Annotated in this window: 14 protein-coding genes; 3 read left to right on the top strand and 11 right to left on the bottom strand. The window is 64.3% G+C overall.

Annotation, left to right across the window (positions count from 1 at the left end; all coding sequences use genetic code 11):
• Positions 1–50 precede the first annotated feature (50 nt).
• The 8 genes from PQQ53_RS09225 to PQQ53_RS09190 form a co-directional block, all read right to left on the bottom strand.
• Complete coding sequence (locus PQQ53_RS09225) at positions 51–626, bottom strand: hypothetical protein (RefSeq protein WP_408323778.1); 576 nt, start codon at positions 624–626, stop codon at positions 51–53.
• Entirely contained in the window at positions 541–1,557 is a 1,017-nt protein-coding gene (locus tag PQQ53_RS09220) for a hypothetical protein (protein WP_408323776.1), read from the bottom strand. Before PQQ53_RS09220 ends, PQQ53_RS09225 begins: the two co-directional genes overlap by 86 nt.
• Positions 1,558–1,828: 271 nt before the next feature.
• A complete protein-coding gene (locus PQQ53_RS09215; RefSeq protein ID WP_408323774.1) occupies positions 1,829–3,769 on the bottom strand; it encodes a DUF6531 domain-containing protein in 1,941 nt (646 codons plus the stop codon).
• 469 nt (positions 3,770–4,238) lie between these two features.
• Positions 4,239–4,637, bottom strand: a complete 399-nt coding sequence (gene pcaC / locus PQQ53_RS09210; RefSeq protein WP_408323772.1) for a 4-carboxymuconolactone decarboxylase — start codon at positions 4,635–4,637, stop codon at positions 4,239–4,241.
• Positions 4,634–5,425, bottom strand: coding sequence for a 3-oxoadipate enol-lactonase (gene pcaD, locus PQQ53_RS09205; RefSeq protein ID WP_408323770.1), 792 nt, complete (start codon positions 5,423–5,425; stop codon positions 4,634–4,636). The genes pcaC and pcaD overlap by 4 nt, the downstream gene beginning before the upstream one ends.
• Positions 5,426–5,430: 5 nt before the next feature.
• The gene (locus PQQ53_RS09200) at positions 5,431–6,810 is read right to left on the bottom strand and encodes a 3-carboxy-cis,cis-muconate cycloisomerase (RefSeq protein WP_408323768.1); all 1,380 of its coding nucleotides are present in this window, start codon (positions 6,808–6,810) and stop codon (positions 5,431–5,433) included.
• Positions 6,811–7,170: 360 nt separating this feature from the next.
• Entirely contained in the window at positions 7,171–7,830 is a 660-nt protein-coding gene (locus tag PQQ53_RS09195; protein ID WP_408323766.1) for a 3-oxoacid CoA-transferase subunit B, read from the bottom strand.
• A 14-nt stretch (positions 7,831–7,844) separates the two neighbouring features.
• A complete protein-coding gene (locus tag PQQ53_RS09190; RefSeq protein ID WP_408139307.1) occupies positions 7,845–8,552 on the bottom strand; it encodes a 3-oxoacid CoA-transferase subunit A in 708 nt (235 codons plus the stop codon).
• A 443-nt stretch (positions 8,553–8,995) separates the two neighbouring features.
• Here PQQ53_RS09190 and PQQ53_RS09185 point away from each other — a divergent pair, with 443 nt between their 5' ends.
• Positions 8,996–9,925: a LysR family transcriptional regulator gene (locus PQQ53_RS09185; protein ID WP_408323764.1), complete on the top strand. Its 930-nt coding sequence runs from the start codon at positions 8,996–8,998 to the stop codon at positions 9,923–9,925.
• A gap of 177 nt (positions 9,926–10,102) precedes the next feature.
• A complete protein-coding gene (folE, locus tag PQQ53_RS09180; protein WP_408139309.1) occupies positions 10,103–10,735 on the top strand; it encodes a GTP cyclohydrolase I FolE in 633 nt (210 codons plus the stop codon).
• A 39-nt stretch (positions 10,736–10,774) separates the two neighbouring features.
• Here folE and PQQ53_RS09175 read toward each other — a convergent pair whose 3' ends face one another.
• Entirely contained in the window at positions 10,775–11,680 is a 906-nt protein-coding gene (locus PQQ53_RS09175; protein ID WP_408151900.1) for a DMT family transporter, read from the bottom strand.
• Between the two features lie 332 nt (positions 11,681–12,012).
• Between PQQ53_RS09175 and PQQ53_RS09170 the strand changes: the two genes are divergently transcribed.
• Positions 12,013–13,044 carry a VTT domain-containing protein gene (locus PQQ53_RS09170; RefSeq protein WP_408139313.1) on the top strand — a complete coding sequence of 344 codons (1,032 nt, stop codon included), beginning with the start codon at positions 12,013–12,015 and terminating at the stop codon, positions 13,042–13,044.
• 79 nt (positions 13,045–13,123) lie between these two features.
• On the opposite strand, the gene PQQ53_RS09165 is transcribed toward PQQ53_RS09170, so the two are convergent.
• Entirely contained in the window at positions 13,124–14,698 is a 1,575-nt protein-coding gene (locus PQQ53_RS09165) for a sensor domain-containing diguanylate cyclase (RefSeq protein ID WP_408151898.1), read from the bottom strand.
• A 116-nt stretch (positions 14,699–14,814) separates the two neighbouring features.
• A complete protein-coding gene (locus PQQ53_RS09160) occupies positions 14,815–15,696 on the bottom strand; it encodes a CHAD domain-containing protein (RefSeq protein ID WP_408323762.1) in 882 nt (293 codons plus the stop codon).
• Positions 15,697–15,917: the final 221 nt, after the last annotated feature.

Genomic DNA, 15,917 nt, shown 5'->3' with positions numbered 1-15,917 from the left:
CTATAACCCCGGCTATCAGGCAACTCCTAAAATTGCAAATCCCCTGCGGTCTACACCACCCGTCGCCTGTGTACCTGCACCCGTGACGGCGCGTTCACGTCCTCGTCCGCGGCCAGATGCGCGACATGCAGCGCAAGATACTGGAACGCCTCCACGACATGGCTCGTGGGTCCCTTGACTGGCTCGTTTGCATATTCCTGCGCGCCTGCCGTGGACACCACGCGCAGGCGACGGTGCACGTAGCTACGGCCCAGCCCGTCAATGAGCATCGTGCAGGCCGGGTCGATCACGCAGCCGTGACGACGGTTCAGCAGCCGAGCGACGGCCACCTTGCGCAGTGCGAAGCGGTTCGTCGCAGCGGGTAGCGCATTGATCTGGTAACGCTGCAGGAGCTGCACGGGCGTCAGACCCGTACGCGCATCACGCGGGTTCGACGGATCGCACACCGCCAGCAGCGGACAGCTGTGGTAACGCTTCGCGATCACCGGCAGCAGCACGTCCTGGATGAACTGTTCGAACGCCATGTCGGACGCGTAGCCTTCATCCATGACGGTGAGCGTACCGGCAGCGGCCTGAGCGAACACCGCACCGGGATGCAGGCCCGAGGTGTCGATGCCGACCAGCACGTCGGCCGCGCACGGGCGTGGTACGCAGCTTCCCCACATGGGCCGGTGCGGAGAACTCCGGATGCACGAGCTTGCCCAGGGCCGTGGGTGTCCAGCGCATCAACAGGTAGGAGCGGATTTCCGGCCACGTGAAGGTGGCGAGCTGGTTCGCGTAGTAGCCTTCGGGCAGATTGTGCAGGTTCTCCGCTTCGGAACTCAGACGGAAGCGCGGCGGCGCGCCATCGGCTTCCACGCTTTCCTCGTTGTCGCACACGACGGCGGCAGGCTGCAGGAACAGCGCCAGCTCCGGCTCGAAGGTGCGCCCGTCCGGCAGCTCGATCACGGGGAAAGGCTCGCGCTCCACGAACCGCCTGTAGAGCCAGTGCGAGGTGTCGGGCAGGTTGAAGTCCATCACGACGCCGGGTTCCGCGCAGGCCACGCCATGCTTCATCGACGGATAGCGCCCGACGCGCTGCACGGCGATACGCAGGATCGCCTCGGACAGTTCGGTGGCTTCATGCAGCCAGAAGGCCGACACCTCAAGAGACCTCATGTTCTCGATGTCCTTCTCGTCCTCCAGCGCAATGAACAGCAGCTCCAGGCGCACGTGCGTGCCGTCCGGCAGCGGGAACCTGAACAGACCTTCCATCGGCGCGGTGAGCTTCACGTCCCCGAGCGCGGAGGGCATCCAGTCCTGCACGGTTTTCAGCGTCGTGGTCTTGAGCTTCGGGTAGGTGGCACGCGCGATGCCGAGCCGCCAGCGCCGCACGCCGTCGCGACCCGGAGGCTGGCGCATGGCACGCAGGAGACCCCCATCCATGAATGCGCCCACGCTCTTACCGCCGCCCGGAGGACCGGCCACCGCCTTGATGAAGGCGCAGGAATTATGGACAGCGAGGATGGTCGGAGAGGGGCGGTAGTCGAGCGCCGCGCCTGCTGAAACATCAGGCATACTGTGGATTCCTCGAACAATCGGAATGGAGGCGTGTATGGTTAGTGAAGAACGAATTGCTACCCTTAACGAGCTTGCGACCGCGTTGCAGCCACTTTTCCCCGCTGACGCCAAGTTCTCACGTCATCCACAATCCGATTTCAATTTCTGCGTGCAGTCACAGGCCAGGATTTGGCGTTCATGTAACACTCCACGCATATCGGGTGTGCATCTGCCGATAACTCGATGCCGTTGCTTGACTTAGCCAGAGTGGCACCGGGGACAACAGGTGTCACGCCGTTTCATAATTATTCAACCATAGGTCGATTGTGTCGCTACTTATCGCTGTGGCCGCCCCATTGTTCGTCTCCAACGTACCAGTACGCGAAATCACCTTCCCATCTGGCGAGTATCCATATTGGACCTTGAGCGTACGCTTGACGTTGCCGCTTTCAGGTACTGCGTTGGCGAAAATTCTGAAACCGGTAACTCGCCCTCGAACGTCATAAGCAGCGTCCGCGCTAAACTCATTGACGCTTATGCCCGCAATTCGGTGCGCAGCGTCTCGCGCAATGATCACCGGCTGCACCCAGCCTGGAAAACGACTGGATACCGATCGAATATTGCCGCTGTTGTCGAAAATTGTCCCCCATGCTCCGGTCATTGCGTCGTTCCGGTACATCTCAAGATAGGAAAGGTTGTTGCCTACGTAGTACGCGCCGTATGTGGTTTTCTGGCCGTCAGTCGTATGCGCGTCAAAGCCGTTCTCCCCGGTCTGATCATCTGTTGTGAGGTCGCTGATACCGGTGACATTACCTTGCCCGTCATATGCGAACGCACGCATTTTTCCAGGCGAAGCAATCATGTACGGACGCAAGGTGGTCGCGTCCGCATAGCGCATGGATGTGACGGTCGTACCGTTGATACCACTTACGACAAGACGCACCGGTCGGCCCATCTCGTCGTAGGTGTAGCTGGAAGTGCCAACAGGATTTGTCTGTGTCAGCAAATTGCCCGACGCATCCCACGTCACACTGTTGGCTCCTTTGGGGGAGCTTCCGCTCAACGGGCGAAGCCTGTCCGCAAGCCAGGAATAATTCAACGTGTTCGAGCCTGTGCCATCAGTCACCGTAGTGATTCCACTGCTGTAGGACAACTGCACGTTACGCGTAGTGTCGGGATGCGTGACCGTGGTTGCACGACCCATTGCGTCATACATCCATGTCGCGATTCTCTTTCCCGTCTCGTCAATGACCCCAGTGAGTGCTCCGCCAAAACGAGAGTCGTCATAGACATAACGGCGCACATTGCCGTCTGGCCAGGTCACGGATACGAGGTTATTCAGCATGTCGTACGCGTATTTTGTGATTCCTCCGGTCGGGTCGGTCATCTGCGTAACGCGTCGCTTATGGTCATAGGCCAATTGAATGGCTATGTCGCCTGCCGGGTTGTAATCGACCGCATGCTCTGAAATCGCAACCAGCAAACCGACGACTGGGGAAACTGTCGATGGCGTTGTTGCATCGCTATAGGTCAGGGTGAACGTGCGTCCGTTATGTGTATTGACCGAAAGCAATACACCCTGCGGAGAGTATGACTCCGTAGTTTGGGTAGAGAGGTCAACGAGCGTCCAACCCGATCCATCCTGCGTAAGCGCTAGACTGCTAAAGCCGGCCGTGCGCCACGCGCCCGATGTTTTATTGAACGTGATGCGGCTGCCGTCCGCACGGTAGGCAAAGACCTGCGGCATGCTGCTGCCCGCACTCGCCACTCCGAGCTTCAACTGCCAATTATGAAGCCAAAGCGAACCGATGCCGGCGTCGTTGCGGGTCATTGGCTGTGCGTGGTAGGTGCGCCGGAACATCAAAGGTACGTCGTCACCGCTCACAAAATCGGTTTCGGTGAGCGTCATCGCGCCAGTAGCCGGATATACGGGATCGGCTACCGGACAAGTATCTTCAGGCGTTCCATCAGGCGGCGAATTGCACCACTGAGTAATCAGGTCAAGGTTTGCGGTGCATGAATAACTTCCGAGGCCGACCGGGGTGTTGGACGCAGCCGTAAGCCTGCATGACGAAGTACCTTGTACTGCTCCAGATTTCGGATAGAGCGATAGACATGTCGAGTCGCCACCATCCGCGTGGGCTGCATTAGCAAAGAAAAGCAATGCCGACAACACCAGGAACCGATCCAGTCTTCCGAATCGCCACTTTTTTGGTGCGAAGTTCTTCATACTTTCCTTCGGTAGACTTATTAATTTTTTTAATAGTCTGAACCAAGGTGCGTCTTTTACTGCTCAGAAATATCCCCTCAAAACTTGGAAATTTCCGCCAGTAGAAAAATCTTCGCTCGCTTGTGATTCAAGCGTTCGTACATACGATACCGAGATTGGCAGCACTGTCTGCTATTAAGCCTGCTAGGTACAGAAGCGTATCGGCGGACGTGGCCTAACGTCACAAATCGTTGCTGGCTCTATGACTCACGCTTTCATGAAACGACAGTTTGCTTTGTCCATCCTCGCTGTGAGGGCCAAGCGAATGATTGCCGGAGCAATTCCGACCTGCAACGTGTTTTGCGTGAGGGACGCCCCAAATAAAACACCCTACTGCGATACCCGCATGTAGGGTGGTGGGAAGTGTCAATCATCAAACGCGCCGATCGCTGGCGCGCGTTTTTTCATCGCAACATACACGAGAGCAGTCTTACGACTTCACCTCAGCCGCCGCATCATCCTCACGAAACAGCTTATCCGCGAGGTGAAACGCGGAATTAGCCGCCGGCACACCGCAATAGATCGCGGTTTGCAGCAGCACTTCCTTGATCTGCTCACGCGTCACACCGTTGTTCTTCGCGGCGCGCAGGTGCAGCGCGAGTTCTTCGCTGCGATTGAGGGCGACCATCATCGCGATGGTCAGCAGGCTGCGCGTGTGGCGCGGCAAGCCGTCGCGCGTCCAGATTTCACCCCACGCATAACGCGTGATGAGATTCTGGAATTCGTCCGTCAGCTCGGTGCGGTTCGCCAGCGAGCGATCGACGTGCGCGCTGCCCAGCACCGCGCGGCGTACGCCGAGTCCGGCTTCGTAGCGGTCTTCGTCGTTCATTTCGTCTCCGTCAGGAAGTCGAGCACGGTCTTCGTGAAAGCGTCGGCCTTCTCGATGTTCGAGATATGGGAGGCGTCGAGTTCGACATAACGCGCGCCGGGAATCGACTGCGCGAGCTCGCGGCCTTGCGCGGGCGTCGCGGCCAGATCGTGCGTGCCGCTGATCACCAGCGCGGGCACCTTGATGCCGGCGGTTTCAGGACGCAGATCGGTTGCGTCGATCGCGTCGCAATTCGATGCGTAGCCTTCTTTGTCCGTATGCACGAACACGTCGCGGATCATCGCCAGCACGACCGGTTCGCGGTCGAAGTAGTCGGCCGTGAACCAGCGCGGCAACACCGCATCGGCCAGCGCGAGCATGCCTTCGCTGCGAGCCTTCGCGGCGCGCGGCACCCACACTTCCGGCGACCCGATGCGCGCGGCCGTGTTGCAGAGCACGACACGTTCGAAACGGTCGCCGTGACGCGCGGCGAGTGCGACGCCGGTCAGGCCGCCCATCGACAGTCCGCAGAAATTCGCGCGGGCGATCTTCAGTGTATCCATCAGGCCGAGCACGTCGCCGGTCAGTTGATCGATCGTGTACGGACCCTTCGGTGCCTCCGAATGGCCGTGACCGCGTGTGTCGTAACGCAGCACGCGGAAATGTTTGGACAGCGCCGCGACTTGCGGCGTCCACATGGACAGATCGCTGCCGAGCGAATTCGACAACACGATCCACGGCGCGTTGCCGTGACGGTTGCCGTCGATTCGATAATGAAGCTCGGTGCCGTTGACTGCGGCGTAGGGCATGCCGGTTACTCCTTGGAATGGGCGCGCTCAGCGCGCGAGGTATGAAGTGCCAGCGCGGCGTCCACATAAGCGTGCGCCTGGCCGACGTATTGAGCGGGATCGAGCAACTGCTTCAGGCGCTCGAGCGGAAGATGTTCGGTGACGGCGGCGTCGGCGGCGAGCACCTCGAAGAGCGTCTGCCCGTCGCGGATCGCGGCCTTCGACGCGCGTTCGACCAGATGATGCGCGTCGAGCCGGCCGATGCTGTCGCCGAGCGCGAGCATCACCGCTTCGCCGAAAATCAGGCCGTGCGTGACGTCGAGATTCGCGGCGAGGCGCGCCACGTTCACGTTCAACCCGGCGGCGATCTGTTCGATATTGGCGAGCGCGCCGCCCGCGAGTCGCGCGAGGTCCGGCAGCGCGTCCCACTCGGCCTGCCAGCCGCCGAGCGCGCGCTCGTGCTCCTGGACCATGCCGGCGAACACCGTGGCGACCAGCCCCGGCGCGCGCGTGGCGGCGGTCAGCACGGCCGCGCAGCCGACCGGATTGCGCTTGTGCGGCATTGTCGAGGAACCGCCCTTGCCGGCTGCGGCAGGCTCGGCGAGTTCATCGATTTCGGTTTGCATCTGCAACGAGATGTCGCGCGCGATCTTGCCGAGCGTGCCGATCAGCATGCCGAATGCCGCCGCCGTTTCGGCGATACGGTCTCGCTGCGTGTGCCACGGCAACGTGGGCACGGCAAGGCCGAGCTCCTTCGCGAGCGACTGGGTGACTTGCGGCGCGGCATCGCGCAGACTCGCGAGCGTGCCCGCCGCGCCGCCGAATTGCAGCACCAGCACGCGAGCGCGCAATGCGTCGAGCCGCTCGCGATGGCGCAGCAGCGCATCGAGCCATTGTGCGAATTTCAGGCCGAGCGTGATGGGCAGCGCCTGCTGCAACCAGGTGCGGCCGATCATCGGCGTCGCGCGATGCGCCGCCGCGAGTGTCGCCACGGCGTCGCAGGTGGCTTGCAGGCCGTTGTCGAGCAGATCGAAGGTGTCGCGCAGTTGCAGCACCGTCGCCGTGTCGATGATGTCCTGGCTCGTCGCGCCCCAATGCACGTATTTCGATGCTTCGGCGTCGGCCGCCTTGACGCGCGCGGTGAGTTGTTTGACGAGCGGAATCGCGAGGTTGCCGCCGAGCGCGGCGTCGCGCGCGAGCGCGTCGGCATCGAGCTGGTCGGCCTGGCAGGCCGCTTCGATCGCGGGCACGGCGGATCGGGGAATCACCTGATGCGCAGCCGATGCGCGCGCGAGCGCCGCTTCCACGTCGAGCATCCGCTGCAGCGTCGCACGCGGCGCCCAGATGTCGTTCATCGGCTGTGTGCCGCAAAGAAGGCCGGTTAGACGGGCGCTGGAGTCGAGCATGATGACGTCGAGAGTCGAGGGAAACGGGAATGAAGGTTGGCGCGGCGTGCCGAACATGCCGCGACATGCTGCGTTGGACGCAAGCGTCGAGTCGAGGCTCAACGCGACACATACCGCTCAGCGCCGCATGAACCGTACACAACGTCGCGCGCACAGCGTTGCGGCGTATTGTGCGCCAAACGCGGCCGGCATGTCGTTCAAGTTGGCATGCCGGCGGGGATGAGGCTCTTGATTCATCCCCGTCTGGCGTCGTCCTGAGACGACGTCGTGGGCCGCGCCGCGTCGAGCCTGCGCGTTACCGCCCACTCGCCGTGGTGGCGCGCCGACAGCTTGCGGCGTACAACGCCCACGCGTTTCGCGTCAGGCCGCGCGAGCCGCTTGGGTGCCGTCGATCAGCGGCACGCCGGTCAGCTTGTGCAGCGCATCGAAATCGATGTCCGAGAAGATCTCGCGCACCACGAGGCCCTGCCCGGTGACGTCGATCATCGCGAGGTCGGTGTAGATGCGGTCGACGCAAGCCACACCCGTCACCGGATACGTACACTCGGCGGCGATCTTGCTTTCGCCCTGCTTGGTCAGGTGCTCCATCATCACGTAGACCTGCTTCGCGCCGATCGCCAGATCCATCGCGCCGCCGACCGCCGGAATCGCGTCGGGCGCGCCGGTGTGCCAGTTCGCCAGATCGCCCTTGGCCGACACCTGGAACGCGCCGAGCACGCAGAAGTCCAGATGGCCGCCGCGCATCATCGCGAACGAATCCGCGTGATGGAAGTAAGCACCGCCCGTGAGCAGCGTGACGTGCTGCTTGCCGGCGTTGATCAGTTCGTCGTCTTCCTCGCCTTTGGCCGGCGCGGGGCCCATGCCGAGCAGGCCGTTTTCGCTGTGCAGGAAGATCTCCTTGTCGGCGCCGAGGTGGTTGGCCACCAGCGTCGGCACGCCGATGCCGAGGTTCACGTAAGCGCCTTCGGGGATGTCCTGCGCAACGCGCTTGGCCATTTCATCGCGGGTCAGTTTTTTCATGTCGGGTCTCCGGTTCAGGCGGCAGCGTCGTGAGGATTGGGCATCGGCGCGTGTGCCGCTTGCGGCACTTCAATCACGCGTTGCACGAAAATGCCCGGCGTCACGATGTTTTCCGGGTCGAGCGCGCCGAGCGGCACCACTTGCGACACCTGCACGATCGCGGTTTTGGCCGCGCTTGCCATGATGGGGCCGAAGTTGCGCGCCGTCTTGCGATAAACCAGGTTGCCCCAGCGATCGCCCTTATACGCCTTGATCAGCGCGAAGTCCGCATGCAGCGGCGACTCCAGCACGTAATGCCGGCCGTCGATCAGACGGGTTTCCTTGCCTTCGGCGAGCTTGGTGCCGTAAGCGGTGGGCGTGAAGAAACCGCCGATACCCGCGCCCGCCGCACGGATGCGTTCCGCGAGGTTGCCTTGCGGCACCAGTTCGAGTTCGATCTCTCCCGCGCGATACAGCGCGTCGAATACGTACGAGTCGGTCTGGCGCGGGAACGAGCAGATGATCTTGCGCACGCGCTTCGCCTTGAGCAGCGCCGCGAGGCCGATGTCGCCGTTGCCCGCATTGTTGTTGACGATGGTGAGGTCGCGCGCGCCCTGCTCGATGAGCGCGTCGATCAGCTCCGACGGCATGCCGGCCGTGCCGAAGCCGCCGATCATGACGGTCGCGCCGTCGTGGACATCGGCGACGGCCGATTGAAGTGACTCGAAAATCTTGTTGATCATGTCGAATTTCCTTTTGGGGCGCTGCGTGCCGCCGAGCTGGCCGCCGTGGAATGGCAGGGCTTGCGGGACGGTCTCCGGGCCAATGCTGGCGGCGGCTCGCCGATAGGGATGCGGGCTGGCGCCTTCGGTTGGTTCACTGCCGATTTGTTCGTTGTATGAACATGGATTCGTTTAGCGAACGCTCAGGCGATTATGGTTGCCCTTCGGGCGGGTTGTCAAGGCAGGGAAATCCCCTTAATCATAGGTTCTTGTCCGCGATATGGGCGGGTTCGCTGTATTCGGCGAACGTGTTCCCTGAGCGAGACGCGTGCCGCCGCTCGCCCCTCGGCGCGGAGGTAAAAGTAAAATCGCACTATCCGCAAAGTCGATTTTTCAACTACCCTTTATGCCAGCGGCAGATAGCCACCCGCCAGCCCCCTCCGCACCGCCAGCCAAATAAAAGCATGTCCGAGACACATCTGGATCTGAACCTGATCCCTTATCTGGTCGCAATGGAAGACGCCCGCAACGTGAGCCGCGCCGCCGAGCAGCTCGGCGTCAGCCAGCCGCGCGTGAGCACCGCGCTGGGCCGCCTGCGCGAATACTTCGACGACCCGCTGTTCGTGCGCACGTCCAAAGGCATGGAGCCCACGCCGCGCGCGCTCGCGATCCTGCCTGCCGCGCGCGACGCGCTGCTGCGCATCGAGAAGGGCATGCTCGACGTGCAGGAGTTCGACCCCGCCACCAGCACCCATACCTTTTCGATCGCGCTGTCCGACGTCGGCGAAATCGTCTTCCTGCCGCGGCTTCTGCAACTCTTCGCCGAACGCGCGCCGTCCGCGAATCTGCGCTCGGTGACGCTGTCGCCTTCGCAGGTGGAGCGCGGGCTCGAATCGGGCGACGTCGATCTCGCGGTCGGCTATTTCCCGGACCTGGCGGGCAATAATTTCTTTCAGCAGCGGCTCTTCACCCACCGGTTCATCTGCCTGATGCGCTCGGGTCATCCGCTTTCGAAAGCGCCGCTCACGCTTGCCCAATACGTGGCGTCGGGCCATGCGGTCGTGCGCGCCGAGGGCCGCAGCCAGGAAGTCCTCGAACAGTACCTGGAGAAGAAGCGCATCAAGCGCCGCGCGGTGCTGGAAACGCCGCACTTCATGAGCCTGCCGTTCATCCTCGCGCGCAGCGATCTGATCGCGACTGTGCCGCACGCGATCGGCTTCGCGTATGTGACCGAGCATGCGTCGATCACGCTGGTCGAGCCGCCGCTGCCGTTGCCGCGCTTCGATCTGCGCCAGCACTGGCATCGCAAGTTTCATAACGATCCGCGCTTGAGCTGGCTGCGCGGCGTGGTCGCCGAGCTCTTCAACGACGCGATGGACGAGTGGCCGAAGTAAAGCGCGCCCGCAGCAGCCCTGCTTCGGGCTGCTTCGCGCCAACGGCGGCCGCCGCCGGCGCGCCCCGACAGCTAAAGGGGACATCGGCACGATTGAACGCAAAACATGGAACAATGGCCGCACTCATTGACCCCGCGCGCCCGTGAGCGTCGACGCGCGATCCCGGAGGAACAACGCATGACCAGCAGCAAGGCAAACCAAACCAAATCCGCAGTGGAACGCCCGAGCCGCGACGAAGCCGAAGCCGCGGTGCGCGTGCTGTTGCGCTGGGCCGGCGACGATCCGCAACGCGAAGGCCTGCTCGACACCCCGGCGCGCGTGGTGCGCTCCTACGAGGAGTTCTACGCGGGCTACCAGGTCGACCCGCGCGAGATCCTTGCCCGCACTTTTTCCGAAGTGGACGGCTACGACGAAATGATCGTGCTGAAGGACATCCGCTTCGAAAGCTATTGCGAACACCACATGGTGCCGATCATCGGGCGCGCGCACGTCGCGTATCTGCCGCAGCATCGGGTGGTCGGCATCTCGAAGCTGGCGCGTCTCGTCGACGCGTTCGCGAAACGGCTGCAGATCCAGGAAAAGATGACAGTGCAGATCGCCGATACGTTGAACGAAGTACTGCAACCGGCCGGCGTCGGCGTGATCCTCGAAGCCGCGCATCAGTGCATGTCGACGCGCGGCGTGCACAAGGCCGGCGTCACGATGGTCACCTCGCGCATGCTCGGCACGTTTCGCTCGGACCCGTCGACGCGGCGCGAATTTCTGTCGATCGTCGGCAATCCGGGCGCGGTGGCAATCGCCAATACCTGAGCGCGGCGGCGTAGCCGCAACGGCCGAACGCGCGGCCGCTCACGCCGTGCCGCGCGGCATGCGCCTGCGGCCGAACGTGGCGAGCAGCACCGCGCCCAGCACGCACGCGACGCCCACGAGTTGCGCCACACGCACCGGCTCGCGCAGCACGAGCGCGGCAAACGCCACAGCGCTCACCGGCACGAGCGCGGTCGTCAGTCCGGCTTCCGCGCCGCTGATGCGCGCGGCGCCCGCATACCAGAGCAAGAAGCCCAGCACGGTCGGCACGAGCGCGTAATACAGCACGCCGCGCAACGCGGGCGCATCGACGGGCACACGCCACGGCGTTTCGAAGCAGGCCGGCACCAGCGCCACCGCGAGGCCGATCCCGCACATCAGCGCCGACAGCGGCAGCGGCGCGACCGGCGTGCGCAGCTTGCGATTGAGCAGGATAAACAGCGCCTCGCAGACCACCGCCGCGAACACCAGCGCGTTGCCTGTCAGTGAGCCGCCCGTGTGCGGCGCGGCGACCTCGCCGCCAGGCACGGTACACACCAGCACACCCGCGCTCGCGAGCACGATCGCGCCGAGCAGCGCGGGCGCGGGCCGCTCGCCGAGCGCGAGCATCGCGACGCCCGCCGATACGGCGGGCAAGGTGCCGGCGATCACACCGGCATCGGCGGCCGACGCGAGCCTCATCCCGCTGATGAGCAACACCGTATAGCCGACGCTGCCCGCGCCGGCCTGCGCGATCACGAGCAAGGTATCGCGCCGGTCGAGGCGCGGCCAGCGCACGCCGCGCCAGCGCATGATCAGCACGAACAGCGGAAATGCAATCGCGAAGCGCAGCGCGGTTGCGCTGAACGGCGGCAGTCCAGCCGCGATCGCCTTGCTGACCGCCACCGTGCTGCCGACGCCGAGCATCGCCAGCGCGCAAAACAGGTATCCCGCGTAGCGCGAGTTCATAGTGTTGTCCTGTCGGTTGAGAAGGTCGAGACGAGTCCAGATTAGGTGGCCTTGCGCCCACGGTCTTGAACGAAATTGCAGCGCCGCCCTGGGCTAACGGGCCGGCATGCGCCCGCAGCATCGCGTTCGAACGATGGCGGCAAGCTCGCTCTCCCCGCGCGCCGGCCTGCACAGAGCCTGGCTGGGCGGAATTGCCGGGCCGCCGCCAACGGCATCCCGCCGCGCGATCCATCGGGTATCCTCATCAGGGGACGCTTCGGGAACGTACTTTGCATCTACGCTACGCAGTCCTCGCAGCACGCCGGCCAACCGCACTAACAGGAGCGCCTCAATTGGTAGCATTTCCGTCTTCGGCGGTTTCAACCTGGGGCGGCGCAGTCGTATTCCTCAATGTCCTGCTGACGCGCCTCGGCGTGCCGATTCCGGCGGTTCCCGTGCTGCTGTTCGCGGGTTCGGCAATCGCTGCCGGTACCCTGTCCTTCTGGCCGATTCTCGGCGCGGCGGTGCTGGGCGCAGTGCTCGGCGACGGTGCCTGGTTCACCGCCGGCCGGCTCTATGGCCGCAAGCTGCTCGCCCTGCTTGGGCGTCTGTCGCCTGCGGTCGATTTCAGAGTCGAGACCGCGCGCTCGCTGTTCGAGCGCTTCGGCGTCCCGCTCGTGTCGATCTCGAAGTTCGTCCCCGGGCTCGGCTTCATCACGCCGCCGCTGATGGGCACGACCGCCGTCGACATTCGCATTTACGCGGTCTGGGATCTGGCCAGCGCGCTCGCCTGGGCGACTTTCTGGCTGCTCGGCGGCGCCGCCGCGCAGCGGGAACTGCACATGCTGCACGACTTCGTCGAATCACGCGGCGGGACGATCGCCGACATCCTCGTGGGCGCGGCGCTGATTTTTCTGCTCTACCGTCTGTATCAGCGACGCCGCGAACGGCGCCGGCTCGCAGACGCCGCATCGGCACACCACGCCGCCGGAGGGTGGCGTCGCATCGCGCCGTCGCGCGTGCTCGACGCGCGCCCGGACACCCCCGCGTTCGAGCCGCGCCGCATCCCCGGCGCGCTGGCGCTCGACCCCCACTCCCCCGAGCAGATCGACGGCGCGCTGCGCGCGCATGACATGGTGATTTACTGCATCTGCCCGGATAGCGCGACCGCCGTCGAGGTCACGCAGCACATGCGCAGCAATGGCTATACGCGGATCCGCGCGCTGCGTGGCGGGCTCGATGCGTGGGAGCGGCGCGGCTTTCCCGTCGAGCCGCTCACGCCGGCTGACGAACCGGGTATCGGCAAACGAGCGCCGCCGCGCGGGGACGCACGTGGTGCGATCACGCTGCGCGGGTTTGCGCCGCGCAGCACTGCGGGGACGTGAAGGTCATGCAACGGTAGGCGCGGCCTCCAGCCTCCCGCCTCCCGCCACGAATGCCAGGCCAGGCCAGGCCAGGCCAACCTCACGCCGACGAGTCCTGCGCCATCGAAGGCGCCATCCCCTGTGCCGAACTGACGCGGTTGCGCCCGCCCGCTTTGGCCGCGTAAAGCTGCCGGTCGGCGGCGGCCAGCAGATCGAGCGCGCTCTCGCCCGCCGTCGGCACGCAGGTCGCGCAGCCGACGCTCACGGTCACCGTCACCCCTTCGCCGTGGCTTTGCACCACATGCAGGCCCTGCACCTTGCGGCGGATTTTCTCGGCGACACTCAGCGCGCCCTCGGCCGACGTCTGCGGCAACACCACCGCGAACTCCTCGCCGCCGTAGCGCGCCACCACGTCGACCGAACGCCGCACCGCCGCCGAGATGCACTCGGCCACCGTGGTCAACGCTTCGTCGCCACTTGCGTGACCGTACGCGTCATTGAAGTGCTTGAAGTGATCGATGTCGATGAACAGCACCGACAACGGCTGCCCGCTGCGCCGCGCGCGCCGCCACTCTTCGTCGAGCCGGTTGTCGAGCACGCGGCGATTGCCGAGGCCGGTCAGCGGATCGGTCGCCGCGAGGCGCATCAGCGCGGCCTGCGCACGCAGCTTGTCGCGCAACGCGAACGCCAGCAGCCACGAGACCATCACGAAGACCGCGCCGAATGCCAGCGTCAGCGCGCCGGCGATACGGCTCCGATGCCACCACAGTTCGAGCATTTCATCGACGGCGGGTGCCACCGCCGCGATCAGCGGCGTACCCGGCACGCGAGCGTAGGTGTACATGCGGCGCACACCGTCCATCGCCGACACCGCCTCGTACGTGCCGGCATCGTGCGCGGACATCCGTTCGAACGTCGGCCACTTCGCTATGCTCGAGCCGATATCACGCGCGGAAAACGGCTTGCGCGCGAGCAAGGTGCCGTCGTCCATCACGACGAACACCGAGCCCTGTTTGCCGGTATCGATGCGGTCCAGCAGATGCTGGAAATACTCGATGCGAATAGCCAGCAGCGCGACGCCGGCGAATGCGCCGTCGGCGCCGTCGATTCGCCGCGTGAGACCGATCGACAGTTTCCCGTCGCGCAGCCGCGAATGGAACGGGTGCGAGAAATACAGGCCGACGCTCGGGTTGCGCTGATGCGCCTGGAAATAGTCGCGATCGGCGAGGCGGACGGTGGCATTGACCTCGTCGTTCTGTGACGCGAGTATCTCGCCGTTGCGGCCGACCAGATAGGCGCCGCCGAGATAGGCCGCGGTGGTCGCGCGGTCGAACAGCACCTCGCGGCGCACCTCCGGGGGAAGCGCTAGCGCGGCCTCGTCGCGAGCGCCGTCCACCATCGACTGCAGCGACAAATCGTAGATTTCGACATTGCGTTCGAGGTCGCTGGAAATGATCGAAACGAGGTTCTGCGACGTTTGCCGCGCATGGTCGAGCGCATCGGCGCGGCCCATGCCGAGCGTGAGCAGCGTCAAGCCCGCCATCGCCACCGCGACCAGCGTGCCGGTCATCCCGACGACCAGCGGATGGTTGCCCACATACCGCATCACGCCGGCTCCGGCCGCGCGCAGTCTCTTGCGCAGCCGACCACGCAGCGAAAGCGTTTGACGTGCCACGTACGCAGCGCCTCCTTGACAAGTGATCCGCACGGCCTGGCGGGTGCGGGTGCACTGCCCATATCGTTTATTCAAGTTGCAAGGCACGTGCCGACGTCGCCCCGCTCTTCAGTCCTTCATCGTTTGCGCAGCAAGGCCGCCGCCGCGCGCATGTGGCGTTTGCGCTCCTGTCCGAGCCAATCCAGCACCGCTTCAGTATCGCCGGACCCGCCGAGCGACGCGGCATACTCTCGCAGCAGCCCCTCGCTTGCGACGACATCGTTCAGCGCACCGAAGCGTTTCTGAATCCGCTTCACACGCCTGGCGGTGCTTTTACAGCTGCCCTTCAGAACCGGTTCGAAAAAATCGAGCAGATAGCGCAGCTTCTTGCCCGCCTTCCTCACGTCGTGGTACGCGGTGTAATCGGAGCGCCTCGCACGGTTCGCGCGTTTCATGCGCTTCTTCAACGAGCGCTTCGCCGCGTCCACGCGCCGAGTGACGAATTTGCGCAACGGCATGCGCTCGTGCGCGGTGTTCAATTCTCTGGACGCACCGGCCAGCGCTTCGCGCAGCAGATGTTTGACGTCGGCGTTCGACAGCGTTTCGCGGCTGACCGCCAATGCGCTGCCGCGCGCTTCCTGGAGGCTGGGCATGAGGCCGTGTGCGCCACTGTCCTCCTGCGCCAGCAATTCGATCAGGATGTCCCAGTCGCGCGTCTTGCCGGCCGCCGTCGCGAGATATTTGAACAGCGCCCGCTGGTGGATGTTCTCGTCCTTCCCGAGCAAAGGCGCGAAGGCCCACCACAACGAGCGCAAGCGCCGCAGCGAGACGCGCAGTTTGTGCAGCGCTTCGGGCGACGCGTCTTCGCGCACCGCGCTCGCGAATTCGAGCGCATCAGCGACGAGCGGGGCCGCATACGAGGCGAAGGCCGCTTGCGCCGAGGGTGCCGTGCTGGCTGGATTGCCGGGCGGATCGCCGGTGGCGGATCGTTTGTCCATCTTCCCGCTGTCTCGCTTCATCGATGCTCCTTGAATCGGCTTTACTGGGGACGCCACTGTCAGCGTAGCAAAAATAGTTCCCTGGCGGCATCCGGAATTTTCTCTGCAAAGCCTGCGGCGGGAAAGCCGCGTGACGCGTTGCCGCTCGCCGCAGCGGCCTTTTTCGCAATCGATGGCGTGCCGGGACCTGAGCCACTATGCTGAATATGCGGGTCCGTCATCCCTGCCTTACAGTGAGCGGA

This window comes from Paraburkholderia strydomiana (assembly GCF_046030495.1).
Taxonomy (GTDB): Bacteria; Pseudomonadota; Gammaproteobacteria; order Burkholderiales; family Burkholderiaceae; genus Paraburkholderia; species Paraburkholderia strydomiana_A.
Note: the sequence above shows the minus strand (reverse complement) of the source record. Positions and strands in the feature narration are given on the sequence as shown.